Annotated in this window: 20 protein-coding genes; 14 read left to right on the forward strand and 6 right to left on the reverse strand. The window is 65.0% G+C overall.

The window, feature by feature from the left end:
• Positions 1 to 325 precede the first annotated feature (325 nt).
• A complete protein-coding gene (locus JJE66_RS31915) occupies positions 326 to 832 on the forward strand; it encodes a ferritin-like domain-containing protein (RefSeq protein WP_200519359.1) in 507 nt (168 codons plus the stop codon).
• Positions 833 to 896: 64 nt separating this feature from the next.
• On the opposite strand, the gene JJE66_RS31920 is transcribed toward JJE66_RS31915, so the two are convergent.
• Entirely contained in the window at positions 897 to 2,120 is a 1,224-nt protein-coding gene (locus JJE66_RS31920; protein WP_200519361.1) for an MFS transporter, read from the reverse strand.
• Positions 2,121 to 2,361: 241 nt separating this feature from the next.
• Here JJE66_RS31920 and JJE66_RS31925 point away from each other — a divergent pair, with 241 nt between their 5' ends.
• Positions 2,362 to 3,759 (forward strand): MFS transporter, encoded by a 1,398-nt coding sequence (locus JJE66_RS31925; protein ID WP_246756765.1) that lies wholly within the window; start codon positions 2,362 to 2,364, stop codon positions 3,757 to 3,759.
• Positions 3,760 to 3,872: 113 nt separating this feature from the next.
• On the forward strand, positions 3,873 to 6,272 hold the full coding sequence (locus tag JJE66_RS31930; RefSeq protein ID WP_200519365.1) for an EAL domain-containing protein: 2,400 nt from the start codon (positions 3,873 to 3,875) through the stop codon (positions 6,270 to 6,272).
• Between the two features lie 60 nt (positions 6,273 to 6,332).
• Here the strand turns inward: JJE66_RS31930 and JJE66_RS31935 are convergent, their stop codons facing one another.
• Positions 6,333 to 6,767, reverse strand: coding sequence for a hypothetical protein (locus tag JJE66_RS31935; protein WP_200519368.1), 435 nt, complete (start codon positions 6,765 to 6,767; stop codon positions 6,333 to 6,335).
• A 60-nt stretch (positions 6,768 to 6,827) separates the two neighbouring features.
• On the opposite strand from JJE66_RS31935, the gene JJE66_RS31940 reads away from it, so the two are divergent.
• The gene (locus JJE66_RS31940; RefSeq protein WP_200519370.1) at positions 6,828 to 7,415 is read left to right on the forward strand and encodes a hypothetical protein; all 588 of its coding nucleotides are present in this window, start codon (positions 6,828 to 6,830) and stop codon (positions 7,413 to 7,415) included.
• Positions 7,416 to 7,423: 8 nt separating this feature from the next.
• Here the strand turns inward: JJE66_RS31940 and JJE66_RS31945 are convergent, their stop codons facing one another.
• Positions 7,424 to 8,767: a PLP-dependent aminotransferase family protein gene (locus JJE66_RS31945; protein WP_200519379.1), complete on the reverse strand. Its 1,344-nt coding sequence runs from the start codon at positions 8,765 to 8,767 to the stop codon at positions 7,424 to 7,426.
• A gap of 185 nt (positions 8,768 to 8,952) precedes the next feature.
• Here JJE66_RS31945 and JJE66_RS31950 point away from each other — a divergent pair, with 185 nt between their 5' ends.
• A complete protein-coding gene (locus JJE66_RS31950) occupies positions 8,953 to 9,189 on the forward strand; it encodes a DUF1127 domain-containing protein (protein ID WP_200519381.1) in 237 nt (78 codons plus the stop codon).
• A gap of 859 nt (positions 9,190 to 10,048) precedes the next feature.
• Here JJE66_RS31950 and JJE66_RS31955 read toward each other — a convergent pair.
• The 3 genes from JJE66_RS31955 to JJE66_RS31965 form a co-directional block, all read right to left on the reverse strand.
• Positions 10,049 to 10,510 (reverse strand): hypothetical protein, encoded by a 462-nt coding sequence (locus JJE66_RS31955; RefSeq protein WP_200519383.1) that lies wholly within the window; start codon positions 10,508 to 10,510, stop codon positions 10,049 to 10,051.
• 145 nt (positions 10,511 to 10,655) lie between these two features.
• Entirely contained in the window at positions 10,656 to 11,081 is a 426-nt protein-coding gene (locus tag JJE66_RS31960) for a universal stress protein (protein ID WP_200519385.1), read from the reverse strand.
• Positions 11,082 to 11,145: 64 nt separating this feature from the next.
• Complete coding sequence (locus JJE66_RS31965) at positions 11,146 to 11,682, reverse strand: histidine phosphatase family protein (protein ID WP_200519387.1); 537 nt, start codon at positions 11,680 to 11,682, stop codon at positions 11,146 to 11,148.
• Between the two features lie 139 nt (positions 11,683 to 11,821).
• Here JJE66_RS31965 and JJE66_RS31970 point away from each other — a divergent pair, with 139 nt between their 5' ends.
• From JJE66_RS31970 to JJE66_RS32010, 9 genes are all read left to right on the forward strand, one after another.
• Positions 11,822 to 13,282 (forward strand): FAD-binding oxidoreductase, encoded by a 1,461-nt coding sequence (locus tag JJE66_RS31970; RefSeq protein ID WP_200519389.1) that lies wholly within the window; start codon positions 11,822 to 11,824, stop codon positions 13,280 to 13,282.
• A gap of 86 nt (positions 13,283 to 13,368) precedes the next feature.
• On the forward strand, positions 13,369 to 13,881 hold the full coding sequence (gene msrB, locus JJE66_RS31975) for a peptide-methionine (R)-S-oxide reductase MsrB (RefSeq protein ID WP_200519391.1): 513 nt from the start codon (positions 13,369 to 13,371) through the stop codon (positions 13,879 to 13,881).
• 191 nt (positions 13,882 to 14,072) lie between these two features.
• Complete coding sequence (locus tag JJE66_RS31980) at positions 14,073 to 16,382, forward strand: flagellar hook-basal body complex protein (RefSeq protein WP_200519394.1); 2,310 nt, start codon at positions 14,073 to 14,075, stop codon at positions 16,380 to 16,382.
• Between the two features lie 35 nt (positions 16,383 to 16,417).
• On the forward strand, positions 16,418 to 18,298 hold the full coding sequence (flgK, locus tag JJE66_RS31985) for a flagellar hook-associated protein FlgK (protein ID WP_200519396.1): 1,881 nt from the start codon (positions 16,418 to 16,420) through the stop codon (positions 18,296 to 18,298).
• 20 nt (positions 18,299 to 18,318) lie between these two features.
• Positions 18,319 to 20,211 carry a flagellar protein gene (locus tag JJE66_RS31990; RefSeq protein ID WP_200519398.1) on the forward strand — a complete coding sequence of 631 codons (1,893 nt, stop codon included), beginning with the start codon at positions 18,319 to 18,321 and terminating at the stop codon, positions 20,209 to 20,211.
• 73 nt (positions 20,212 to 20,284) lie between these two features.
• Entirely contained in the window at positions 20,285 to 21,067 is a 783-nt protein-coding gene (locus JJE66_RS31995) for a hypothetical protein (protein WP_200519400.1), read from the forward strand.
• A 10-nt stretch (positions 21,068 to 21,077) separates the two neighbouring features.
• The gene (locus JJE66_RS32000; protein ID WP_200519402.1) at positions 21,078 to 22,700 is read left to right on the forward strand and encodes a hypothetical protein; all 1,623 of its coding nucleotides are present in this window, start codon (positions 21,078 to 21,080) and stop codon (positions 22,698 to 22,700) included.
• Between the two features lies 1 nt (position 22,701).
• Entirely contained in the window at positions 22,702 to 23,949 is a 1,248-nt protein-coding gene (locus JJE66_RS32005; RefSeq protein ID WP_200519405.1) for a RimK family alpha-L-glutamate ligase, read from the forward strand.
• Positions 23,946 to 25,442 carry an aspartate aminotransferase family protein gene (locus JJE66_RS32010; protein ID WP_200519407.1) on the forward strand — a complete coding sequence of 499 codons (1,497 nt, stop codon included), beginning with the start codon at positions 23,946 to 23,948 and terminating at the stop codon, positions 25,440 to 25,442. The genes JJE66_RS32005 and JJE66_RS32010 overlap by 4 nt, the downstream gene beginning before the upstream one ends.
• The last annotated feature ends 25 nt before the right edge of the window (positions 25,443 to 25,467 follow it).

Below are 25,467 nucleotides of genomic sequence, written 5' to 3' on the forward strand. Positions count from 1 at the left end.
TTAAGGCAAAAACAGCGACTTGTGCAGCCCTTGACAACAATAGGTTCAGCGCCGGACCGGCTGTTTTTGTCATACGTGGGTCACATCGCACGCGCGTTAAGCATGTGAGTCGAAGGCTTGTTCTGGATCTCCACGCCCCTTTGTTGACATGGTCTCAAATCCGGACGCTGCAAGCATTGTTCCAGCGCAAGGGTTGCGGGCTTTTTTGGAACGACGGCGTCGTGCGCAGGTTAGCGCCCTATCAGCAACCGAACACCGCGAAATATAGGCTTCTCGTGCAAGCCGGTATCGCCGTGTTCCCGAAACCTCTCGAGGGATTGGACCGATGGGACTGTTCACGAAAGACATCAAGACCATGAACGATCTGTTCGTGCATCAGCTGCAGGACATCTACTATGCCGAGCAGCAGCTCACCAAGGCGCTGCCGAAGATGGCAGACAAGGCGACTGATCCGCAGTTGAAGCAGGGTTTTTTGACGCACCTCGAGGAGACCAAGCAGCACGTCACGCGGCTCGAGGAAGTGTTCAAGATGCACGGTGTGCAGGTGAAGGCGGTCGATTGCCCGGCGATCGACGGCATCATCGAGGAGGCCGACGAGACCGCGGGCGAAGTCGCCGACAAGGCGGTGCTCGATGCCGCCCTGATCAACGCGGCGCAGGCCGCCGAGCATTATGAGATCGTCCGCTACGGCAGTCTGATCGCCTGGGCCAAGCAGCTCGGCCGCAGCGACTGCGCCGCCGTGCTCGCCAAGACGCTCGAGGAGGAGAAAGCGACCGACAAAAAGCTGACGTCGCTCGCCGAGAGCAAGGTCAACCTGCGGGCGGCGAGCTGACGGCCAGATACTCTCTGGGGAGGCGCCGTGCATCTCGCGCGGCGTCTCTTTAGTTTGGCTGCGTCTAGCTCGCCTGGTATTTCAAGCCGAACACCAGGGCGACCACAGCAAAGACCGCAATCGTCGTGGCGAAGACCAGGCTCGCCACGGTCGAGTTGATCAGGGTCGAGAGGACACCGATTCCGATCACCGGAAGCGCGTTGCCGAGAAAGCAGCAGATGAAATAGGCCGAAACCACTTCGGCGCGGCGATCATCCGGTGCGATCTGGTTCACGACCTGCAGGCTGCCGCGATAGCCCAGGCCCGCCGCTACACCGCAGGTCGCGGTCGCTGCGATCATGACGGCGAGCGATCCCGCAAACTGTGCGGTCACGAGCAGGGCAAGGCTCGGCAACATCAGGCCGAGCGACCAGAGCATCGCAGCGCGACTCGACAGCGACCGCGTCAGGGCAATGATGAGTGCAACAGCAGCCGCAAGCTCGAGAAATATCGCGCCAGCGACCGCGTGGCTGGTGACATGCAGTTCGCCGGCGAGCACGCTCGGCGCGAGCGCCGCGAAAAAGGCGACGAGGGCCATGGCACCGAAGCCGGTGACGGCGGGTGCAACGAACCGCGGTCGGATCGACGATGGAACGCCGGCGCGCGGCCGCACCGACAGCCGCGCGAAGGCGGCCAGGGGACGATTTACCGTCTCGCGAGCGAAGGCGAGAAAGGCCGCGACCACGATCAACGCCGCGAGATAGGCGATGAACGGCGTTCGCAGTGGAAGCGCGACATATTCGGCAAGCAGGCCGGAAATCAACGCCCCGAGACCAAGGCCGGTGAAATTCGCGATCATTGCGATCACAGTGGCGCGCGAGCGATCTTGTTCGGCGATTAGTTCCGCAAGCCATGCAGTGCCGGTTCCGGCGCCGATCCCGATCGCAAGACCACTGAGCACCCTTGCGACATAGAGCGAGGCGACGCCGTGAGCGAACAGGAACACGAGCGCACCCACAATGGCGATGCCGATAGCAATGACTGCTGTGCGTCGCCGCCCGACCTGATCGGACATCCGGCCGAATATCATAAGAGCGGTCAGGTTTCCGACGACATAGACGGCGTAGACGAGGGTCAACGTGATTTGGGAGAAACCCAGCTTTTGTTGATAGATGATGTAGAGCGGGGTTGCGACCGTGCTGCCGGCGAATAGCGCGCCGATCAGGCAGGCGACGGCAAGGATGGTTGCGGTCCTGCCGAACTCTGATCTTGCGCCTGACGGAACCGAGGTGTTGCCAACTCTTGCCATGACGTCGCTTTCTTGAAGAGAAAATAAGAAGCTCAACACGAAACTGTCTCGCGATGTTCCCATGCCCGCGCAGGCTTGCATGGCGGCCAGGCGCGAGGCCTCGAGTGCTTTCCGGCGCAGGATACGCTTCATCTGGCGATGACGTTTCGATCAAAATCGAAGCATGATCACGCAACGAAGGCATATTGTTAGCGTTCATCCGCAAACATCGAGGTGGATCGTGCCGGCAGAGTATCTTCAGCTGCATTCGTTTCCGAAAGAGTGGAACACGCGAAGCGCGCAAGCTGCGTCGGCTCTGACGCTCGCTGCGATGAGCCTCGGCTATGGCGTGGTGCAGCTCGACGTCACCATCGTCAACACGGCGCTCGATGCGATGAGCAAGACGCTCGGCGGCGGCGTTGCCGAGCTGCAATGGGTGGTGAGCGCTTACACCATCGCCTTTGCCGCGTTCATCCTGACGGCCGGCGCGCTCGGCGACCGGATCGGCGCCAAACGCATCTTCATGGCGGGGTTCGCGATCTTCACCGCGGCCTCCCTGGCTTGTGCGCTGTCCCCCAACGCAATCGCGCTGATCGGTGCCCGATTGGTCCAGGGGCTGGCGGCGGCGATACTGGTGCCGAATTCGCTGGCACTGCTGAACCATGCCTATACCGACGACCGCGCCCGCGGCCGCGCCGTCGCGATCTGGGCCGCCGGTGCGAGCTTGGCGCTGACCGCGGGTCCCTTCGTCGGCGGTGCGCTGATCACGCTGGTCGGCTGGCGCGCGATCTTTCTCGTCAACCTGCCGATCGGTCTGGCGGGCCTGTGGCTGAGCTGGCGCTACGCGACCGAGACCACGCGGGCGACCTCGCGTGAGATCGATCTGCCGGGCCAGCTCGCCGCGATCGGCGCGCTCGGGGCCCTTGCGGGTGCGATCATCGAGGGCGGCGCGCTCGGCTGGCGGCATCCACTCGTGCTTTCGGCTTTCGCTGCGGCCGCGATCCTCGCCATGCTGTTCGTCTGGCGCGAGAGCCGCACGGCGCAGCCGATGCTGCCGCTGTCTCTGTTCAGTCACCGGCTGTTTACCCTGACCACGATCGTCGGCCTCCTCGTCAACGTTGCGGTCTACGGCCTGATCTTCGTCCTCAGCCTTTACTTCCAGAGGGTCAACGGCCTCTCGGCGTGGCAGACCGGGCTCGCCTTTGTGCCAATGCTGGGTGCGGTGCTGCCGGTCAATTTGCTGGCGCCGCGGCTTGCCGAGCGTATCGGCCCGTGCCCGACCATCGTGGTCGGCGCCAGCGTGTCCGCACTCGGTTGCCTTGGCCTGCTCGGAATCGGGGCCGGAACGAGCTATTGGGCAATCTGTGCGCAGCTGATCGCGATCAGCAGCGGGCTCGGCCTGCTGGTGCCGCCGCTGACATCGACCTTGCTGGGCAGCGTCGAGAAGGCGCGCTCCGGCATCGCCGCCGGCGTGCTGAACGCGACGCGCCAGACCGGCAGCGTGCTCGGCGTCGCGCTGTTCGGCGCGCTGATCGGCGGCGAAGGCTTGTTCGTACAGGGCTTGTTCGTACAGGGCTTGCATCTCGCGTTGGTGATTTCAGCTGTTGTGCTGCTACTTGCGGCTGCGACGATCGGGATCGGTGCACAAACGCGAGGATGAACAATGTGAGTAGCTGCACACATTCTCTGTTCACCATTTCCAGATCCGGCTCCTAGCCGGTTACCGACTATCCACCTCTGTTGGCTCTAGTGCGGGTCCGATAGGGGCTGGCAATGTATCAAGTTCTTTACTGTCTCACCGACGAGCATGACTGGCGCCTGGTCGTGCTTGGCGGCGCGGTATGCCTGCTCGCGAGCGCAGCGGCGATCAGCCTGTTTCACCGGGCGCGCGCGGCGCACGGATCGGCCCGGCTGGTGTGGATCACGCTCGATGCCGTCGTCGCCGGCTGCGGTATCTGGGCAACCCATTTCATCGCGATGCTGGCCTACGGGCCGGGTGCCGGCGGCGCCTACAATATCCCGGTGACGATCCTGTCGCTGCTATTGGCCATCTCCGTCACTTTCGTCGGCCTGAGCATTGCCGTCTCCAGCGCGCGAGGTCTGCTCGTTGCGTTTGGCGGCGCCATCGTCGGCAGCGGCGTGGCCGCCATGCATTACACCGGCATGATGGCGCTCGAAATTCCTGCGCGCGTCGTCTGGGAGACAGGCGCCGTCATCGCCTCGATCCTGTTCGGCGTCGTTTTCGGCTCGCTCGCCCTCTATGTCGCGGGACGGCGCGATACGCTGTCCAGCGCGCTGGGCGCCACGGTCCTACTCACCACCGCGATCGTCTCGCATCATTTCACCGCGATGGGCGCGCTGCAGTTGACGCCGGATCCGACGCTCGTGATCAGCGGATTGTCGATCGCGCCGGGCTCGCTCTCGATCCTGACCGCGACCGCGGCGGTTGCCATTCTCGCGATCGCGCTCGCCGCGGCCGTGCTTGACCGCAAGGCCAAGGGCGAACTAGGACGCCAGCAGGTCGTGCTCGACACTGCGCTCGAGAACATGTCGCAGGGACTATGCATGTTCGACGCCGAAGGCAAGATCATCTTGTTCAACGAACGCTATGCGGCGATGCTGCGTCGTTCCGACATGCAGCTCACCGGCCGCCTGCTTCTCGACATTCTCCGCGAGGAGGCGGCGAAAGGGCAGTGGAATGGCGAGGCCGAACAATTCTTCGCACGCCTTGTCGAGGATGCCCGGGAAGGACGTACGACAACTGACGTTGTTCGTCGGTTCGACCGCTCGATCCGCGTCGTCAATCAGCCGATGCAGGGCGGCGGCTGGGTCGCCACCTTCGAAGACATTACCGAATGGCTGGAGGCGCAGGCCAAGATCTCGCACATGGCGCGCCATGACGCGCTGACCAATCTGCCGAACCGTGTGCTGTTCCATGAGCAGCTCGAGCAGGGCCTGCGCCGGGCGGGTTCGAGCGACCAGCTCGCGGTGCTCTGCCTCGATCTCGATCATTTCAAGGACATCAACGACTCGCTCGGACATCCCATCGGTGACGCGCTGCTGAAGGAGGTCGGCCGCAGGCTGAAGGCCACCGTCGGCGAGCACGACACCGTGGTCCGCCTCGGCGGCGACGAGTTCGCCGTGGTCCAGATAGGCCGCTCGGAGGAAGCTGCCGCGCGCGCGCTCGCCGGCCGCCTCGTCGAGGTGATCTCCGCGCCTTACGAGATCGACGACCATCAGATCGTGATCGGCGTCTCGATCGGCATTTCGCTGTCGCCGCAGGACGGCAGCAATCCCGACGAGCTGCTGAAAAACGCCGACCTCGCGCTGTACCGCGCCAAGGCCGACGGCCGCGGCACCTATCGCTTCTTCGAGACCGGCATGGATGCGCGCGCGCAGGCGCGGCGTCTGCTGGAAATGGATCTGCGGGCGGCGCTCCAGCGCGACGAGTTCCAGCCCTATTATCAGCCGATCCGCGACGTCGCCAGCGACCGCGTCGTCGTCTTCGAGGCGCTGCTGCGCTGGAACCATCCGCAGCGCGGCCTGATCTCGCCCATCAACTTCATTCCGCTCGCCGAGGAGACCGGCCTCATCGTCCAGCTCGGCGAGCTCGTGTTGCACAGAGCCTGTGCTGATGCCGCAACCTGGCCGGACGACATCGACGTCGCCGTCAATTTGTCGCCGGTGCAGTTCAAGAATCCGAACCTGATTGCGTCCGTGACCGAGGCGCTGGAGAAATCCGGGCTCGCGGCGCGCCGCCTCGAGCTCGAGATCACCGAATCCGTGCTGCTCCAGAACAGCGAGGCGACGCTGACCACGCTGCACGAGCTGCGCGCCATGGGTGTGCGGATCTCGCTCGACGATTTCGGCACCGGCTATTCCTCGCTGAGCTATCTGCGCAGCTTTCCCTTCGACAAGATCAAGATCGACCGTTCCTTTGTCTCGGAGCTTGCCACGCGCGAGGATTCCGTGGCGATCATCCGCGCCGTGACCGGCCTCGGCCGCAGCCTCGGCATCGTCACTACGGCGGAGGGCGTCGAGAACGACGCGCAGCTCGAGCTGCTCAGGCGCGAGGGCTGCACCCAGGCGCAGGGATTTTTGTTCAGCCAGCCGCGGCCGGCTTCCGATGTCGCCATGATGCTGGAGCGTCCGCGGATGCGCGCTTCGGCTTGAGGCTTATCGTTTGAGCATGATCTTTTCGGAAAACCGCGGCACACTTTTCCGGATCATGCTCTAGCCGCGGCGGAGCGCGAAATGCGCGCCGCAGAACGCCATCACGGCGCCGAGGCAGAGAGCCGTGAGGGCGGCCACCACGCCCGAGATTGTCGGGCCAGCGCTCGGCGCCGAGGCTGCCTGGCCTGCACCTGCAAGCAAGAGCACGCCGACCGCGATCAGGAACTGCCGCATTCGGTGCGGGATCTGGCCGTCGACGGCACTCTGCATCAGGGTCGCGGTGAAATAACCGCCGGAGAAACCGACGGTCGCAATCAGCCACCAGGCGATCGCAGCACCCGTCGGCACGAACTCATGCGTGTCGGAGCGCCAGAGGCCGCCGAGATCGAGCCCGTAGCGCGCGCCCAGCATATGCACGGCCAGCGCGAGCAGCACGCCCGCGACCGCGGCGGCACCGAGAATCAGCCGGCGCGGAAAATAGATCGTCTCAGCCATGCCCCGCTTGTAGGATGGGTGCGGGCGATTGCGCAAGCGGATCGCGGACGGGATTGACAGATGCAGGTTTCGGATGGGCGAGGCGCTTCGGTCACGAGCTATGCCTACAAGGCGTCGCTGATGAGATCGGCGCATCGCTTCGAGCTGACCGACGAGGGATTGTCCTGGCGCATCGCCGGCCGCTCGGGCGTCTGGCGCTATGACGAGATCAGTGCTGTCAGGCTGTCGTTCCGCCCGGTCTCGATGCAGCAGCACCGCTTTCGCGCCGATGTCAGCCGCGCCGGCGGCGGCCGCATCGCGATCCTGTCGACGAGCTGGCAGACCGCGGCGCTGATGGCGCCGCAGGACAGCGGCTTTCGCAATTTCCTCGTTGAGCTGCACGCGCGGATGGCGAAGGCTGGCAGCCGCGCCGAGCTGACCGCCGGCCTCGGCCGCAAGACCTATGCGGCGTTGCTGGCGTTCCTGGCGATGCTGGCGGTGGCGATGGCCGGGCTGTTGATCCGCGCGCTGATGATCGGCGAATTCGCCGGCGTGCTGTTCATCCTCGGCTTTGCCGCTTTGTTCGCCTGGCAGGTCGGCGGCTTCGTCCGGCGCAACCAGCCGCGCGGCTACAGCTTCGATCGGCTGCCTCGGGCTTTGCTGCCTTAGATGGCGCGCTACTCCGTCGAGTCAAAATCCTCTTCCTTGGTGCCGAGCAGCGATACGATCGTGCGCAGGCCGGAATCGAGTTGCTCGAACGAGGGCGGGGCGAGCGCCAGCCGTACCGCGTTCGGGGCATGGCCATGCGCGACCGCGAAGGTCGAGGACGGCGTCAGCGCGATGCCGCGCCGGGCTGCCGCGGCAACGAATGTCTGCGAGCGCCAGTGCGATGGCAGCGTCAGCCAGAGATGATAGGAACGCGGATCGGCTGCGAGCTGATAGCCGGCGAGCAGCCTGGCCGCGGTGTGCTGGCGGCGTGCGGCGTCGATGCGCTTCAGCCGCGTCAGCTCGGCGACGGTGCCGTCGGCCATCAACCGCTGGCCCGCCGCGAGCGCGTGGCCGGAGGCGGTCCAGCCGCCGGTCCTGACCGCGCTCATCACGCTCTCGCGCAAGTGCGGCGGCGTAACGAGGATGCCAAGCGCAAGACCCGGCGCGACCTTCTTGGACAGGCTGTCGATGACGATGCAGCGGTCCGGCCCCAGCGCCGCCAGCGGCGTGTCGTCGGCGAGGAAGCCGTAGACGGCGTCCTCGATGATGGTGAGGTCGAGCTTCTCGGCGACCCGCATGATGTCGGCGCGGCGTGTCGCGTTCATGGTGACGCCGAGCGGATTCTGGATGATGGGCTGGAGATACAGCGCCGACAGATGCGCTTCGCGATGCGCCTTCTGGATCGCGTCGGGCCGCGCGCCAAATTCGTCCATCGGTATCGGCACCAGCGTCACGCCGAGCCGCGCCGCGATGCTCTTGATGTAAGGGTAGCTCAGCGCCTCGACGCCGCAGCGGCCGCCGGTTGGAACGAGCGCTGCGAGCGCAGCCGCGAGCGATTGCTTGCCGTTGGCGGTGAAGACGATCTGCTCGGTCTGCGGCGTAAAATCCTTGCGCGCGAGATAGCCGGCGGCCGCAACGCGCGCGCTCTTGGTGCCGGTGCTGGTCGAGACACGCAGCGCTGATTCCAGCGCATCGACGCGCTCGAGCCCGGCGAGGCTCTTGGCGATCATCGCCCATTGCTGCGGCAACAGCGGATAGTTCACCTCGAAATCGATGCGGGCGTCGCGCGGCTCGCTCATCGTCTCGACTTCGCGCCTGATGTCGCCGGAAATGAAGGTGCCGCGGCCGACTTCGCCGACCACGAGGCCGCGGCGCAACAGCTCCGTATACACCCGGCTCGCGGTCGAGACCGCAATGCCGCGGTCATAGGCAAAATTGCGCTGCGGCGGCAGCCGGTCGCCGGGTCTTAACGTGCCATTAGAGATATCCACGGCAATGGCATCGGCAAGCTTCACGTATTCGAACTTGGACATTATTGCACCGAGAGCAATGTTTTACTTGCTCCGAGTAGTGTACTGGAGCATTTAAGTTCCATCAAGGTCCATGATTGAGCCGAGGAGAGCGAGAGCAATCCGACGGCAAATAAGGTGCAGGCGCTTCCAGCGTCGGCGCCAACGGCATCGGCTTCGCCGCGTGGACAGAAGTCCGGAGAAGAAACATGACCACGATCTCGCAAACTGCCGGGCGGAGTTTACGCCCATCCTCCTCGAGCGGATTTTTTGGCGCGCTCGTCACCGTCGCCTATGCGCTGTTCGACCGCCTGGAGCGCCGCACCGCCGTCAAGACGCTGAACGAACTCGACGACCGCGCCCTGCGCGACATCGGGATCAACCGCAGCCAGATCGAAGACGCCGTCTACGGCCAGTTCAAAGCCGAGCTGACGCGGTATCTGTAAGCTTCCTCGGCCGTGTCCCGGACGCGCTGCAACGCATCTTGGCGTTGCTGCGCAGAGCCGGGACCCAGAGGGCCGCGCAAATCGCTGATGCATGGGCCCCGCCTCTGCAGCGCATCCTCGAAGAGACGCTGCGCTGTGTCCGGGGCACGAGACCTTCTTTAGAAATATCAACGTGAGTTCTCGTTCTCGCGGCATGTTTCGCCCGAGCTTTGCTTGTCGCTTCACCCTCAATTGAAAGAGGGTGCAGGGAAGACCGGGTGCCGGCTGGCACCCGCGGTCCACTGTGCGAAATTGCAGTGAGAAATCTGCACAGCGGCATACAGGTGAAGCCAAAACATCCGGCCTTCCCTGCGCAGTGGTTTGACGGCTTATGTCGTGATCTCCCCGGGGAGCGATGCACTATTGCCCCCGTCACCTTGCGGATGACTGATGCGCATGTCCGGTCGGACAGCACGCATCACCACAAGACTTGGCGCACAGGCTCCGGGCGCCAGGACCACACGATTTTGCCGTACGCCGATCACACCGGTCGTGCGCGCGACAGCCTCGCTCACGGTTGCCCGCCCTGCAAAACCCTTCGCGCCGATGTGACCCACGCCCACCGCCATCCGGCCCGCGTTCGTGACGATCGCGATACGCCCCTCTTTCTTGGGCCGGGTTGCGCGACACATACGCCGTTTCCGAATTTCGGTAAAGTGGAATATTTTTGTGACCGCCCATTGACCGACGGTTTGGGTGTTTTGCCTGTCGGGCAACGCAAGGGCTCGTAGCCCGGATGGAGCGAAGCGTAATCCGGGAGGCTCGCGCGGATGCGGTCCCGGGTTGCGCTGCGCTCCATCCGGGCTACGAGCTAACAGCGTCAGGCCGACGCGGCCTGGCCCCACAGGCTGCCATAAGCTCGATCGTCCTCTGACGGGGCGGGCCTGCGGCGAGGCCTCGTCGGAGCGCCACGCTGGCGCCGATGCCGGACATCGAGCCGCTGCAAATGCGTGACGACGTGGCCTGCGAGCGCCGCGACGCGCGCCATCGCCTGGCTGACGACAAACAGGATCGTCGTGACCCGGCTCAGCACGCCGAGCAGGATCAGCACCGAGAAGATGTCGATATAGGCGAGGAAATCGCCGATCAGCAGCAACTCCGGCGGAATCGGAACACTGTGATAGTAGGCCCCTATGAGGATGACGACGGGGATGAAGGCGATGACCTTCCGCACCGTCAGCCGGTCCAGCAGTGCGGCCAGTTGCACGACCAGCACATCCCACAGTGCATCGCCGATCGCGAGCGGGATCTCGTAGGTCCATCTCCGCCACCATTGCTTCACGACATTGCTCCGAGCTTAGTGCCTCACGACCAGTCCTGTAGCCCGGATGGAGCGCAGCGCAATCCGGGAATCCATCCACGCGGACGCAGCCGCCCCGGATTTCGCTTGCGCTCCATCCGGGCTACGAACAACGCCGGAGCAACCCTCAGTGCCTCACCACCAGCACCGAGCACTTGGCGTAGCGCACAACATGCCCGGCGTTTGAACCAAGGAAATAGGTGCGCATCGCAGGCCGGTGCGAGGTCATGACGATCAGATCGGCCTTCATGTGCACGGCTTCCTCCAGGATCTCGTGATAGATGCCGCCCTGGCGCACCACGCTGGAGATGCGGGACGGCTCGATGCCGGATTCGCGGGCGACGATGGCGAGCGCTTCTTCCGAGGTCTGGCGCTGCTGCTCGTCGAAATCGGCCGGGACGTATTCGGCGAGCATCACCGGCGTCATCGGCAGCACGTTGAGCAGCCGGATCGATCCGTTCCAGTTTTGCGACAGGGTTGTCGCGGTCGCGATCGCAGGTTTCGCCAGATCGGTGTCGGCGAGGTCGATGGGCACGAGAATGGACTTGAACATCTGCGCCTCCAATCTTCCAGTAGTAAGTCTTGCCGGTACTAAGTCTTGCCGGTACGTCGCGCGCTCATCCCAGTCGAAGCAGCTTGGGGCTGACGAACAGCACCAGTTTGCCGCGGCGGTAGGCCACGTCCCCCCAATCCTTGACGTCAAAGTCCAGGATCGCAAGCCCCGCGGTGGGCAGATTGTCGGCAAGCGCCTTGGCGCCGGCCCGATCGCCGCTGCCCATCAGCATCAGGGCAGCCTCGTGCATGCCGGGATTGTGCCCGACCAGCAGCAATTGCCTGGGGTTGGCGAGAATGGTTGCAGTGCGAATGGTTTCGAGAATCTGCGCGGGATCGGCGCCGTAGAGTTCCGGCAGGATCTCGACCTGCGGCGCTGCGACGCGGTCCTTCATCGCCTCCCAGGCGATGTCCCAGGTCTGCCGTGCCCGGACGGCATGCGACACCAGCACCGTCTCGGGGACAGTCGGATGGGTCGCGATCCAGTCGCCGATCTCGGCGGCATCCCTCTGGCCGCGGTCGTCGAGCCGGCGGTCCTGGTCGCGGCCGCTCGGCGCGTCAGTCTCGGTCTTGGCGTGACGCAGCAGCATCAAACGGCGCATGGCATTCTCGAATCGTTATGCGTCCAGGATAATCTACAGGGGCCAGTTGAGGACAAGGTGACAAGCGCCCGATTGATCCATTAAAGCGCGATGAGAAAACCGCTGCACACTTTTCCGGATCATGCTCTAAGAAAACGACATGAGCGAGACTTTCACAAGCGTGTCCCAGGAAGAAGCCGGCTTTCGTGAACGTGCGCGGCTGTCGTTCGATCTCGACGCCGATATCTGCGTGATCGGGGCCGGGCTTGCCGGCCTTTCCATTGCGCTGGAGGCGGCCCGGCTCGGGGCCAGTGTCGCGGTGCTCGAGGGCCGCCATATCGGCTGGAACGCCTCCGGCAACCAGCTCGGCACCGTGACGCCGGGCTTCGCGCTGCCGCTCACCGAACTGATCGAGCGCATCGGCTTCGAGGACGCCAGCGAATTGTGGACGCTCTCGAAGGAGGGCGCCGAGTTCGTCCGTGCCAACGCCACCGAAGAGAACATGCCGGGCATCGGCCTGACCGACGGCGTGCTGGAGGTCTCCAACGTCGATGCCGGCGACCGGTTGATCAGCCGGCTGCAGATGCTGAACGAGGATTTCGACACCGAGGTCGAGGGCTGGCAGGTCGATCGCGTTCGCGCGGCGCTCAAGACCGATCATTATTTCCATGGCGTCTATTATCCCAAAGCGTTCCAGGTCGACGGCCGCAAATATGTGCATGGCCTGGCCGCGCTGGCGCGGCGGGCAGGGGCCCGCATCTTCGAGGATACGCCGGTCGTCAGCATCGATCATTCCGGCATCCGCAAGCGCATCGTGACGCCGTCGGCGCGGTTGCGCGCCACGCACATCGTGCTCGCAGGTAACATCCATCTCGGCGCGCCATTGCGGCGATTGTCGGAGACGCTGCTGCCGGTCTGGCGCTATGCCGGCATCACTGCACCGCTCGGCGAGCGCGTGCACGAGATCATCGGCTTCAAGGGATCGGTGATGGATTCCGACGGCGTCGACCATTTTCGCATCGTCGACGGCGACCGCCTGATGTGGGAGAGCCCGGAGACCACCTGGGCGGCGCGGCCGCAGCGCTTTGCCGGTCCCGTCAGGCGGCGGATCCGATCGATCTTCCCGCAGCTCGGCAATGTCGAGATCACCGAGACGTTCGGCGGCGCCACCGGCCAGACCGTGCACGGCATGCCGCAGATCGGCCAGCTGCGCAAAGGCCTGTGGGTCGCGAGCGGGTTCGGCCGCCAGGGCATGAACACCTCCGCTTTGGCCGGGCAGCTGATCGCGCGCAGCATCCTCTGGGGCGACGAGCGCTGGCGGCTGTTCTCGCCGTTCGAGCTGGTTTGGGCGGGCGGCACCACCGGACGGGTCGCGGCCCAATTGGTCGGCATCTGGGGCAGGGCGAGTTCCGCCGCTGCCGGGTCGCTTGCCCGCTACCGGGAGCGGGCGCGGGGCAAGGACAGGGCGCGCGAAGCGCGGCTGGCCGAGGCCAACCGGGCCGCCGGCACTGGTCCACGCCGTCCGCCGCCCGGGGTTCGGCCGCGGCCGGCCCCGTCGCCGCAGCCAAAGGTGGCCGAAGGTGGGGAACCGGTCCCTCAAGATCAGGGCGTCTCGCAATAAGTTGAGAAAAATCCCGCCTGGACGTGTAACGTCCCCCGTTAGAACCCGTATCTCAGGGCGTGAACTTCCCGCGCACGGAGAAAGACATGTTTGACCGCCGCATCCTGTTGACGACCGTTGCGGGCCTGTTTGGCCTTTCGGCCTTCCGCTGGCTGAGAGCAACTCCGGCCAAGGCTGGTGAGAAGGCGGTTGAGAGGTTCGAGATCGAGAAGACCGATGCCGAATGGCGCGCCCAGCTCACGCCGCAGCAATATGAGATCCTGCGCAAGGAGGGCACTGAGCGGCCCGGCTCCAGTCCGCTGCTCAAGGAGCATCGCAAGGGTGTGTTCGCTTGCGCCGGCTGCGACCTGCCGGTGTTCGCCTCGGAGACCAAGTTCGAGAGCGGCACCGGCTGGCCGAGCTTCTACCAGCCAATCGAGGGCAATGTCGGCAAGACCGAGGACCGTACCTTCGGCATGCTCCGCACCGAGGTGCATTGCCGGCGCTGCGGCGGCCATCTCGGCCACGTCTTCGACGACGGTCCGAAGCCGACCGGATTGCGCTACTGCATCGACGGTTTCGGCCTGGTGTTCCACCCGGCGTCTCCCTCGGCGACGTAAGGCTTCAGTTGACGCGTTTCCCCGGCAATTGTTGCCGGCCCGGCAATTGTGCCCCGGTCATCCGACCGGGGCCTTTCTATTCAAGTCATTGATTTCATGAAGATACCCGCATTGGCATAGGCCTTGCGAATGTCTCCCCCGACTGCGGCCATGGTCGACCGGCTGCCGAGATCGGATTTGGAGACAAAGTTATGGGTATCTTCGATGCAATGAACACCTCGGTGGGTGGCCTGCAGGCGCAGTCCTACGCGCTTCAGAACATTTCCGGCAACATCGCGAACTCATCCACCACCGCGTACAAGGGCATCGGGACCAGCTTCGAGGATCTCATCCCCGATGCCTCCGTGCCGAGCAAACAGGTCGCCGGCGGCGTCACCGCGCATGCGCAGGCAACCATCACCACCCAGGGCACGATCTCGTCCTCCACCGTCGCCACCAACATGGCGATCACCGGCGACGGCTTCTTCTCGGTGCAGGCCGCGAGCGGCGTCGTCGACAACGTGCCGGTATTCAACGGCGTCACCAACTACACCCGACGCGGCGACTTCCAGGTCAACGCCAACGGCAATCTGGTCAACGGCGCCGGCTACTATTTGATGGGCGTTACGGTCGACCCGAAGACCGGCAATCCGACCGGCAGCGTGCCGACCGTGCTGCAATTCCAGAACAATTTCGTCCCGGCGCAGGCGACGACCTCGATCGATTATGCGGCGAACCTGCCGACGCAGCCGAACACGGTGGCGAGCGCGACGGCGCAAAGCGGTACGCTGCTGGCTGCCGGTGGGCTCAATCCGTCGGATTATGCCGCAAACCCGCTGTCGATTGGCACGCCGCCCGCGCCCTACACCAGTGCAACGATCTCCGGCGCGGCGGCCACCGGCAATCTGCGCTCGGCCTATACCTCGACGACCGGTACGGGCTCGGTCGCGTTGCAGGACAGTGCATCGGCGGCTGCAGCTACGACTACCTCGCTCGACTCCGGGACGACACCCCATCTCAGCGGGACCATTCTCAGCGCGCTCGCCAACGGCACGACCGGTACGACCCTGACCATCACCGGCGTCGGCGGCACCGCCCACACCATCACCTTCGACCCCACCGTCACCACTGTCACGACAGCCAGCGGCAATACCACGATTGGATTGGCCGCGGGCAGCACGGCGAAGGTATCTGATATCCTGAACGCGGTCGCGACAGCGGCCGGCGTCCCCGCCGCCAACGTGACTCTGAGCGCCAGCGGCAATATCCAGATCGCGACCGGCACCTCCACCGACGTGGCCGTCACGAGCGGCGCGGCGGCCACGGCGCTCGGTCTCAGCACCGTGGCGCGCGGCGGCAACGTGCTGTCGACCCCTGCGATCACCGGCTCGACGGTTCTGAGCGGCGCCGCCACGGCGGGCGGCGCGGAAGTTATCTCGACGGCATTCCAGGCCGGCGACGTCATCTATGTCGACGGCACGAGCGCGGGCCAGACGCTGACGTTCATGGCGTCGGGCGCCAGCGGGCCGAACCAGATCAACATTACCGACAACATCACGACCCTGCTCGGCAAGATCGATGGACTCAGCGGCGCGACCGGCTCCTCGATCAGCTCCTCCGGCGTGGTCACGCTGAACACCGGCACGGCCAAAGACCTCACGCTCGCCGTGGGTGGCTCCTCCACCGCAAGTGCTGCTTTCGCTGCACTTGGTTTCACGTCATCGATCAGCAAGAATCGCGACGGCGGCGGCACCGCCGGCACCGGCACCGTGATCGGCAACGACATCGCCACCTTCACCAAGGAATCGATCAGCGGCGGCGCGGTGACCGCCTACAACGCGGCGGGCACGCCGGTGAACCTGCAATTGCGCTGGGCCAAGACCGACAGTGCGTCGCTGGGCACCGGACATACCGATAGCTGGAACCTGTTCTATCAGACCGATCCGAACGCGACCGGCTCGACGGTCGGCTGGGTCAATACCGGCCAGACCTTCACCTTTGCCAGCGACGGTTCGCTCACCTCGCCGAGCGGCTCGGGCATCACGATCCCCAACGTGTCCGTCAGCGGCCAATCGCTCGGCTCGGTCGCGTTCAACATCTCCTCGGGCGGGCTGACGCAATATGCGAGCACCAGCGGCGCGGTAACCATCAACACCATCACACAGAACGGCTACGCCGCCGGTCAGCTTCGCTCGGTCGCCGTCAACAACAACGGCCTCGTGGTCGGCACCTTCTCCAACGGTCAGAACCTCGATCTCGCCTCGGTGACGCTGTCGCACTTCAACGGCACCAACTATTTGAAGGCACTCGATGGCGGCGCCTATGCCGTGACCGACCAGTCGGGCCCGGCGATCGCCGGCGCCTCGGGCACCATCAGCGGTTCGTCGCTGGAGGGATCCAACACCGACATCGCCGACGAGTTCACCAAGCTGATCGTGACCCAGCAGGCCTATTCGGCCAACACCAAGGTGATCACGACGGCGAATTCGATGGTGCAGGACCTCTTGAACGTGTTGCGCTGATCGGCGCGTAACGTAACCAAAGGCGGCTAGTCAACATGGGTTTGAGTTCAGCCCTTGCCAGTGCGATGAGCGGTCTGCGCGCCAACCAGGCCGCGCTGTCGATCGTCTCCTCGAACGTCGCAAACTCGCAGACGCCGGGCTACGTCGCCCAGACGCCGAATCAGATCGAAGTCACGACCGGCGATTTCGGCTCGACCGCGAAGACGACCGGTGTCAGCCGCGACATCGACAGTTATGTGCAAAACCAGCTGCGTACCGAGACCGGCGGCAGCGGCTATGCCGACCAGACGGCCAATATTCTGAAGCAGCTTCAGAATGTCTATGGCAACCCCGGCGGCAGCGGCACGCTTGAAACGGCGCTGAACAATTTCACCAGCTCGCTCCAGGCGCTGTCCACGAGCGCCGGCTCGTCGTCGGCGCAGACGGTCGCGGTCGGTGCGGCGCAGGCACTGGCAACGCAGCTCAACGTCACCACCAAGGGCATCCAGTCGCTGCGCTCAAATGTCGAGCAGGATCTCGGCACCTCGGCGCAGCAGGCCAACGCGGCCATGAACCAGATTGCCGACATCAACACCAAGCTGCAGGGCCTGGCGTCGACCGATCCGTCCGCGGCGACGCTGATGGACCAGCGCGACCAGGCCATCAACTCGCTGTCGAAATATGTCGACGTCCGCGTCACCACCGACGGATCGAACCAGGCCAACATCTACACCACCACGGGCATCCAGCTCGTCGGCGCGGGGCTCGCCTCGCAATTCTCCTTCACGTCTGCCGGCGCGCTGGGGGCGACCTCGCTTTACAACACCGATCCGGCCAAGTCCGGCGTCGGTGCGTTCAACATCAAGCTGCCGAACGGCGCGTCGATCGACGTCGCCGGCAACAGCGTGGTCTCCTCCGGCCAGATCGCAGCCGATCTGAAGCTGCGCGACCAGACGCTGGTGCAGGCGCAGACCCAAGTCGACCAGCTGGCCGCGACGATGTCGAGCGCGCTGTCCGACAAGACCACGGCGGGCAGCACCGTCTCCGGTCCGCCCGCCGGCTTCGATATCGATCTCGCCGGTGCGCAGCCGGGCAACACTGCCAACTTTACCTACACCGACTCCACCAACACGCAGCGCCAGATCACGCTGGTGAACGTGACCGATCCGGCGGCGCTGCCGCTCCAGAACGCGACCAACGCCAATCCGATGCAGATCGGCGTCAATTTTTCCGGCGGGATGGGCGCGATTGCCTCGGCGCTCAACACCGCGCTTCCAGGCTCGCACCTGACGTTCTCCGCGGCGCCGTCTCCGGCCACCGCGACGACGCTGCGCGTCACGGACGACAACAGCGGCCTTGCCAAGGTCAATTCGGCGTCGATCACCAAGACGATCACGTCCTTGACTTCGGGCAGTCCGCAGCTGCCGCTGTTCACCGACGGCAGCACGGCGCTCTATACCGGTGCGATCACGGCGTCGGGCTCGCAGATGACCGGTCTTGCCGGACGCATCTCGGTGAATCCGTCGCTGGTCACCGACCCGACCAAGCTGTCGGTCTACAGCACGTCGCCGGTGACGCCTACCGGCGATACCACGCGTTCGGACTATCTCTACTCGCAGCTCACCAACACGGTGTTTTCCTATTCGCCGCAGACGGGTCTCGGTTCGGCGAGCCAGCCGTTCAGCGGCAGCGTCTCGAACTATCTCCAGCAGTTCCTGAGCGTCCAGAGCAACGCTTCGACCCAGGCGACCCAGCTCCAGCAGGGCCAGAGCGTCGTCGTCTCGACGCTCCAGGCCAAGTTCAACTCGACCTCCAGCGTCAATCTGGACTCGGAGATGTCGAACCTGATCCAGCTCCAGAATGCCTACGCCGCCAACGCCCACGTCATGTCGGTGGTGCAGAGTATGATGACCACCTTGCTCCAGGCTCAAGGGTAACCAGTACAGGGCTCTGAAACATGTCGATCAGCAGCATCAATTACGGCTCGTCGGTCCTCGGCGCGCAGATCCGCAACATCAATCAGCAGCTCACCAACCTGTCGACGCAGCTGTCGACCGGCAAGCTGTCGCAGAACTATTCCGGCATGGGCACCAACGAAGGCTTTGCGATCGCCTCGCGCGCGCAGCTTTCGAACATCGCCGCCTATACCGACACGATGACCAACGTCAACGTCAACATCAACCTCGCCAACACGGCGCTGCAGTCGCTGACGACGATCCGCAGCACGGTGCAGACGGGCTCCGCGACTTCCTCGCAGGATCTCAACGTCAACGGCCAGACGGTCGCGCAGAACACCGCCGCGGCGCAGTTCGGCTCGATGGTCGGCGTCCTCAACACGCAATCGGGCAACCGCTATCTGTTCTCCGGGACCGCCTACAACACGCAATCGGTCGCGAACGCCGGTGACATCATCAACGGCACCACGACGCAGGCGGGCCTGAAGACCGTCATGGCCGAGCGTCAGGCCGCCGACCTCGGCGCCAACGGCACGGGGCGGCTGGTTCAGTCGACGCTGGCGTCGGGCGCGATACAGGTGCAGGAGGATTCGGCGACGTCACCGTTCGGGCTCAAGATCGCGGCGGTCTCCTCGACGCTGACGGGCGCGACGGTCACCGGCCCGAGCGGTTCGCCGGTGTCATTCTCGGTGAATCTCAATGGCGTCAATCCGAACAATGGCGACAAGCTCAGCGTTCAGTTCACGCTGCCGGACGGCTCGACCGAGCAGATCGACCTGACTGCGTCCAGCGCGACACCGACGCCGGTCGGGAGCTTTGCGATCGATGCGAGCACCCCCGTCAACCCGGCCAACACGGCGACAAGCCTCAACACCGCGCTGAACACCGCGATCACGAAGCTTGCCAGCACCTCGCTGGTGGCGGCATCCGCCGTCGCCGCCGGCGACAATTTCTTCAACACGGATAGTTCGGCGATCGGCGCTGCCGAGACCAACCAGGCGACCCCGGCGGCACCGATCAGCGGCACCACCGCGCTGTCAGGCACGGCGCCCTCGGACTCGATCTCATCGGGCTTCTCCGCCGGCGACAGCATCACCGTCAACGGCACCACGCTCAGCTTCGTCGCCTCGGGCGCGACCGGCAACCAGCTCAACGTCACCGATAGCATCCAGACGCTGATGAGCAAGATCGACGCCATCACGGGCACCTCGAAGCCGTCGACGATCCATGGCGGCTCGATCACGGTCAACACCGACGACGCGGCGAGCCTGAGCATCTCGGGCGCGACGCCGGGCGCGACGGCTGCGCTCGGCGCGCTTGGCTTCGCCTCGTCGCCGATCACCGCGACGCAGCCGCCGCTGCGCGTCGGCTCAACGCCCGCGAGCTCGGCGACGACGCTGGTGAACGGCACGGCCAATACCGTGAAATGGTACACCGGCAATGACGGGCCGGGCTCGGCGCGCTCGACCGCGGTGGCGCGGGTCGACGATTCCGTCACGGTGCAATATGGCGCGCAGGCCGATGAGGACGCGATCCGCAGCCAGCTGCAGGCGGTCGCCGTGTACGGCACGTTCTCGACCTCGCCGACCGGGCAATATTCGGGCGCGCAGGTCGCGGCGCTGAGCCTGCGCACCACGCAGGCGCTGACGCCGCAGCCCGGACAGCAGAAGATCGAGGACATCCAGACCGACATCGCGATGGCTCAGAACACGATGAAGGATGCGAGCACACGCCAGACCCAGGCGAAGGCGCAGCTTCAGACCATCGTCGACCAGGCGGAGTCGGCCTCGCCCGACCAGGTCGCGAGCGAAATCCTGTCGCTTCAGAACGCGCTGCAGGCGTCCTACCAGACTACCGCCAACCTCGCGCAGCTCTCGCTGGTCAAGTACCTGTAACGGCGCATTAAGGCGCCGTTAACCATGCCTGTTTACCTCTTGGTGAGGATTTGAGCGGGGCGCGGAGCCGTCGATGTCGGAGAAGATGCAATTGGTGGTGGCCACGCCGTGCTTCGGCGGGCAGGTGTCGAGCATTTATGCCAGCTCGATCTTCGCGCTGCAGCGCGCCGTGCACGGCATGTCCAATCTCGGGCTCAAGGTGCATCTACGAGACGGTGACGCGCTGATCACGCGGGCGAGGGCCAATCTGGTCACACTGTTTCTGGACGATCCCGACGCGACGCATTTCCTGTTCATCGATGCCGATATCGGCTTCAGGCCCGAGCAGGTGTTCCGGCTGATCGAATCCGGCGCCGAAATCGTCGCCGGGTGCTATCCGATCAAGCGAGTCAATTGGGATAAGGCCAGGCGGGCAATCCAGGCCGGCCGGACTGACGTGCCCGCGGCCTCGCTCGACTACGTGCTCGAAATCGAGGACCCCGACCGCATCGTGGTGGTCAACGGTTTTACCCGCGTGCGCTATGCCGGCACCGGCTTCCTGATGATCCGGCGCAGTGCGCTGGAGGCGATGTGCCGCCATCCGGACTATGCCAATTTGCAGTTCTTCCGTGAGCATTCGCACGACTCGCTCGTCGCGAGCCAGAACCGGTTCGCGCTGTTCGAATGCATGATCGATCCGGTGACCGGCACCTATCTCTCCGAAGATTTCGCCTTCTGCAAACGCTGGACCGACATCGGCGGCGAGATCTGGGCCGATATCCAGAGCTCGCTCGACCATGTTGGGCCGTCGGTGTTCCACGGCGACATCGCCTCGCAATTCGCGCTGGCCCCCGCGGCTGCGGCCGACGCGGCGTGAGCCTGCCGGGATGAGCATCGGCGCATCCCGTTGGTCAGACACCGAGCGAGCGTCTGAGGGCGGCTCGCGCTATCGCCTGCGCGATCTCTTCACGCCGCTGGATACGCTGCTCGTCTCCGGCGGAGATGCGCGGCTGGCGCTTGACCCGGGAGACCGGGTCAACGCCTATGGCTGCGCGCCGTCTCCCGAACCCGAGATCTGGAATTTCGCCTCCTCGACGGCTTCAACGATCTCGCAGGCCGCCTATGACCGCGCCGCGCTGGCGCGCGAGGAGCTGGTCCATAAATCGTTGTTCGACGAGGTCGAGATCGCCTTCGACCGGCGCTGCGAGGATATGCGCGACGAATTGCGCGGACACTTCCAGCTGCCGCCGCGCGTCGAATTGGTGTTCTCGCCGTCGGGCACGGATTCCCAGCTCCATGCCCTGTTCCTGGCCCGCGCGGTGCTCGGCGCACCGCCGGTGACGATCGTGGTCGGCGCCGACCAGACCGGCAGCGGGACCGCGCAGACCGCGCGCGGGCATCATTTCAGTACGATGACGGCGAGCGGGGTCGCTGTGCACAAGGACGCTGCGATCGCGGGCCTTGCCGGCGGCGGCATCGCGGTGCCGCTGCTCGACGCCGCCTCGGGCGTTGCGATGCGCGCCGATGCGGATGCTGCGGTCATACGTGCCATCGAGGACAGCCTCGCGCAAGGCCGGCGCGTTTTGTTGCACATCATGGATTCGTCAAAGCTCGGCTGGCGTGCGCCGAGCGCCGCCTGTCTCGATGAGATCGCGCGGCGCTGGCCGCGCAAGGTTCAAATCGTCGTCGATGCCTGTCAGGCGCGGCTCGGCCGCGGGCGGCTGCGCTCCTATCTCGATCACGGCTACATGGTGCTGATCACCGGCTCGAAATTCTTCGGCGGCCCGGCCTTCAGCGGCGCGCTGCTGGTGCCGAAGGGCCTGTCGCGGTCGCTCGATCGGATCGAAGGGATCGCGCCGGGCTTCTTCGACTATGCCGGCCGCTGCGATTGGCCGATGTCGTGGACGGCGCTGCGTTCCCGCTTCGAACGTCGTCCGAATTTCGGCCAATGGCTGCGCTGGGAAGCGGCGCTGGCCGAGATCGGCAGCTACTACGCGGTGCCCGGCGCGTTCCGCGCCAAGACAATGACAGAGCTTGCGGCCGGCATCGACGACATGATCGCGCTGTCGCCGTCGCTGCGCGTCGTACCGGCAGCCTTCGACAAGGCCGACGCGGACGACGAGGAATTCGCGCAGCGCACGATCTTTCCGTTTACGCTACTGCGCAACGGCAAGCCGGCATCCATCGCCGACACCGGCGCCGTGCATCGCGCGCTGGCGCGCGACATGAACGGCGACATCGTCGGCAGCGCGGCGGACCGGCAGGTTGCCGCGCAACGCTGTCTCGTCGGCCAGCCGGTTCGGCTGGAGCAACCGGACGGCGCACCGCAAGCCGCGCTGCGGCTGTGCGTCGGTGCGCGGCTGGTCACCGACGCGTGGTCGGCCGATACTGCGCAAGCGCAACTTAATGTGCAGCACGTCCTCGATCGCATCGCCGACGTCCTGGTGAAGATCGAACTGTTGCTTGACCGTGCCGCCGCCGTGCCGGCGGAGCCCGTATTCGAGGTGTGAGATGTTGCATCCGCTTTCAGCGCCGAACTATGCCGACCGTATCGGCTTTGCGCAGTTGACGCGCCAGGCTTTCGAGGGCGTCGATCTGCACCCGTTGCGCGACCAATTGCTGGCGCGGGTCACGGAGGGCACGGCGCATGCGGGCGAGGGCCTGGACCTGTCGCTGATCGCCCAGCTGATGGGCGAGAAGGAGGCCGGGCTCGTGATCCAGTCGGAGGTGCTCTCCTTCCATCAACTGTTTCGCACGCCCGCAGCCGTGCCGAAGCCGGGCTTGCGCGTGCTTGCGCTCGCAGCCGACATCGACATGGGCGGCAACACGCCGATCGAATTCCTGCTCGAAGGCTCCGACATCGAACTCCTGACACTCTATGTCACCAAGGGAACAGGCTTGCCGGAAACGCTGCCCGATCACGACATCGCCATCGTGGTCGCATCCGATTCCGAGGAGTGCCGCGAAGCGCTTGCGCTGATCGAAAAGGCCGCGCCGCGCTGGCCGCGACCGATGCTCAATCGTCCTGAACTGATCGGCAATCTCGATCGCGACAAATTGTATCGGCTGCTGGCTGATATCCCCGGTCTCGACATCCCCGTGACGGCCCACGCGACGCGCGCGCAATTGTCGGCTCTCGCGGAAGGGCAGATCGCCTGCAAGGACATCACCGGCGAATTGCACTTTCCAATGATCGCGCGGCCGCGCGGCACGCATGCCGGCGTCGGGCTTGCGAAGCTCGACGATGCTCCCGCGCTCGCGGCCTATCTTGCCGAGCGGGAAGAGCAGGACTTCTTCGTCGCGCGCTTCGTCGACTACGTGGGCCCCGACGGGCTCTATCGCAAAATCCGGCTCACCATGATCGACGGCAAGCCCTATGCCTGCCACATGGCGATCGCCGATCGCTGGGACATCTGGTATCTCAACGCCTACATGGCGTTCAGCGAAGAGAAGCGGGCTGAAGAAGCCATCTTCATGCAAGACTTCGACCGTGCCTTCGCAGCGCGCCACAAGAATGCGCTCGACGAGATGAGCGGGCGCGTCGGTCTCGATTATTTCATCGTCGATTGCGCCGAGAACCGGAACGGCGAGCTGCTGGTGTTCGAGGCCGACAATACTGCTGTCGTGCACAACATGGATTCGCCGGTCGTGTTTCCATACAAGCCGCCGCAGATGCGCAAGATCTTTGCCGCGTTCACCGCGATGTTGTCGCGGCACGTTAAGGCGAGTGACAAGGCGGGCGTGGAGAGCGCAGCATGAACGAGATCATCCGCAACACGCAAGCCGTCGTCACGAACGGCTCGCTCGATCCGCAGGACTGGAGCGAGTTTCGTACACTCGCTCATCGCATGCTAGACGAGGCGATCGACGGCATCGCTAATGTCCGCGCGCGTCCGGTCTGGCAGGCGATCCCCGACGAGGTTCGCGCGGCAGTTCGAACCGACCTGCCGCGTGGCGCGACCGATCTCGCCGAAGTCTATCGCGAATTCTCCGAGCACGTCGCGCCTTACGCGACTGGTAACGTTCATCCCGGCTTCATGGGCTGGGTGCATGGCGGCGGCACTGCCGTCGGCATGGTCGCGGAGATGCTTGCAGCCGGCCTCAACGCCAATCTCGGCGGGCGTGATCACATGCCGATCGAGGTCGAGCGCCAGATCGTCGACTGGATGCGCGGCCTGTTCGGTTTTCCGCAAGGCGCGAGCGGCATCTTCGTCACCGGCACGTCGATGGCCAATCTGATGGCGGTGCTGGTGGCGCGTACGAGCGCGCTGGGCACGCTGGCGCGGCAACACGGTATCGGCAATGACGGCGCGCTGCTGACGGCCTATGCGTCGAAGGCTGCACACGGCTGCATCTCCCGCGCGATGGACATCGCAGGCTTCGGCACCGACGCACTGCGCAAGATCGCCGTCGACGCCGATCATCGGATCGACGTCGCGGCGCTGCGCGCGCAGATCGCGATCGATCGCGAGGTCGGCTTCAAGCCGTTCCTGGTCACGGCGTCCGCCGGCACCGTCGACATCGGCGCGATCGACGATCTCGAGGCGATTGCGGATTTGTGCCGCGAGGAGGGGATCTGGTTTCACGTCGACGGCGCCTTCGGCGCGCTCGCGATCCTCTCGCCCGAGCTCGCGCCGCTGCTCGACGGCATTGCGCTCGCAGATTCAATCGCGCTCGATTTCCACAAATGGGGGCAGGTGCCTTATGACGCCGGCTTCCTGCTGGTGCGCGACGGCGAACGGCATCGGCAGGCCTTCGCGCAGCCGGCGGCCTATCTGAGCCGCGAGGCGAGGGGACTTGCGGCCGGCGCTGTCTGGCCGTGCGATCTCGGTCCCGATCTGTCGCGCGGCTTCCGTGCACTGAAGACCTGGTTCACGCTGAAGACGTTCGGCACCGAGCGGCTGGGTGCGATGATCGCGCGAAGCTGCGCACTGGCAAAATATCTGGAGACGCGCGTGCTCGCCGACCCGCGGCTCGAGCTGCTTGCGCCGGTCAACCTCAACATCGTCTGCTTCCGCTACCGTGCCGATGATGCGGTCAATCGCGAGATCGTCGCCGACGTCCAGGAGTCCGGCATTGCGGCGCCGTCGAGCACGACGCTGGACGGCAAGTTCGCGATCCGTGCAGCGATCGTCAATCATCGCACCGCGGAGACGGATATCGACGCACTGGTGTCGGCCGTGATCAAATTCGGTGCGCTGCGGACCGGCGGATTGATCGAGGTCGAGGCGCCGCCGCTCGCGGCGCAGTGACCGTCATCGGCTGAAACGACAACGG

The sequence above is a fragment of the Bradyrhizobium diazoefficiens genome (assembly GCF_016612535.1).
In the GTDB taxonomy this organism is placed as follows: Bacteria; Pseudomonadota; Alphaproteobacteria; order Rhizobiales; family Xanthobacteraceae; genus Bradyrhizobium; species Bradyrhizobium diazoefficiens_C.

Excerpts from the sequence above, each read along its gene's own strand:
- JJE66_RS31915 (WP_200519359.1), top strand. The coding sequence starts at position 326 with ATGGGACTGTTCACGAAAGACATCAAGACCATGAACGATCTGTTCGTG.
- JJE66_RS31920 (WP_200519361.1), bottom strand. The coding sequence starts at position 2,120 with ATGGCAAGAGTTGGCAACACCTCGGTTCCGTCAGGCGCAAGATCAGAG.
- JJE66_RS31930 (WP_200519365.1), top strand. The coding sequence starts at position 3,873 with ATGTATCAAGTTCTTTACTGTCTCACCGACGAGCATGACTGGCGCCTG.
- JJE66_RS31935 (WP_200519368.1), bottom strand. The coding sequence starts at position 6,767 with ATGGCTGAGACGATCTATTTTCCGCGCCGGCTGATTCTCGGTGCCGCC.
- JJE66_RS31940 (WP_200519370.1), top strand. The coding sequence starts at position 6,828 with ATGCAGGTTTCGGATGGGCGAGGCGCTTCGGTCACGAGCTATGCCTAC.
- JJE66_RS31945 (WP_200519379.1), bottom strand. The coding sequence starts at position 8,767 with ATGTCCAAGTTCGAATACGTGAAGCTTGCCGATGCCATTGCCGTGGAT.
- JJE66_RS31950 (WP_200519381.1), top strand. The coding sequence starts at position 8,953 with ATGACCACGATCTCGCAAACTGCCGGGCGGAGTTTACGCCCATCCTCC.
- JJE66_RS31960 (WP_200519385.1), bottom strand. The coding sequence starts at position 11,081 with ATGTTCAAGTCCATTCTCGTGCCCATCGACCTCGCCGACACCGATCTG.
- JJE66_RS31965 (WP_200519387.1), bottom strand. The coding sequence starts at position 11,682 with ATGCGCCGTTTGATGCTGCTGCGTCACGCCAAGACCGAGACTGACGCG.
- JJE66_RS31970 (WP_200519389.1), top strand. The coding sequence starts at position 11,822 with ATGAGCGAGACTTTCACAAGCGTGTCCCAGGAAGAAGCCGGCTTTCGT.
- msrB (WP_200519391.1), top strand. The coding sequence starts at position 13,369 with ATGTTTGACCGCCGCATCCTGTTGACGACCGTTGCGGGCCTGTTTGGC.
- JJE66_RS31980 (WP_200519394.1), top strand. The coding sequence starts at position 14,073 with ATGGGTATCTTCGATGCAATGAACACCTCGGTGGGTGGCCTGCAGGCG.
- flgK (WP_200519396.1), top strand. The coding sequence starts at position 16,418 with ATGGGTTTGAGTTCAGCCCTTGCCAGTGCGATGAGCGGTCTGCGCGCC.
- JJE66_RS31990 (WP_200519398.1), top strand. The coding sequence starts at position 18,319 with ATGTCGATCAGCAGCATCAATTACGGCTCGTCGGTCCTCGGCGCGCAG.
- JJE66_RS31995 (WP_200519400.1), top strand. The coding sequence starts at position 20,285 with ATGTCGGAGAAGATGCAATTGGTGGTGGCCACGCCGTGCTTCGGCGGG.
- JJE66_RS32000 (WP_200519402.1), top strand. The coding sequence starts at position 21,078 with ATGAGCATCGGCGCATCCCGTTGGTCAGACACCGAGCGAGCGTCTGAG.
- JJE66_RS32005 (WP_200519405.1), top strand. The coding sequence starts at position 22,702 with ATGTTGCATCCGCTTTCAGCGCCGAACTATGCCGACCGTATCGGCTTT.
- JJE66_RS32010 (WP_200519407.1), top strand. The coding sequence starts at position 23,946 with ATGAACGAGATCATCCGCAACACGCAAGCCGTCGTCACGAACGGCTCG.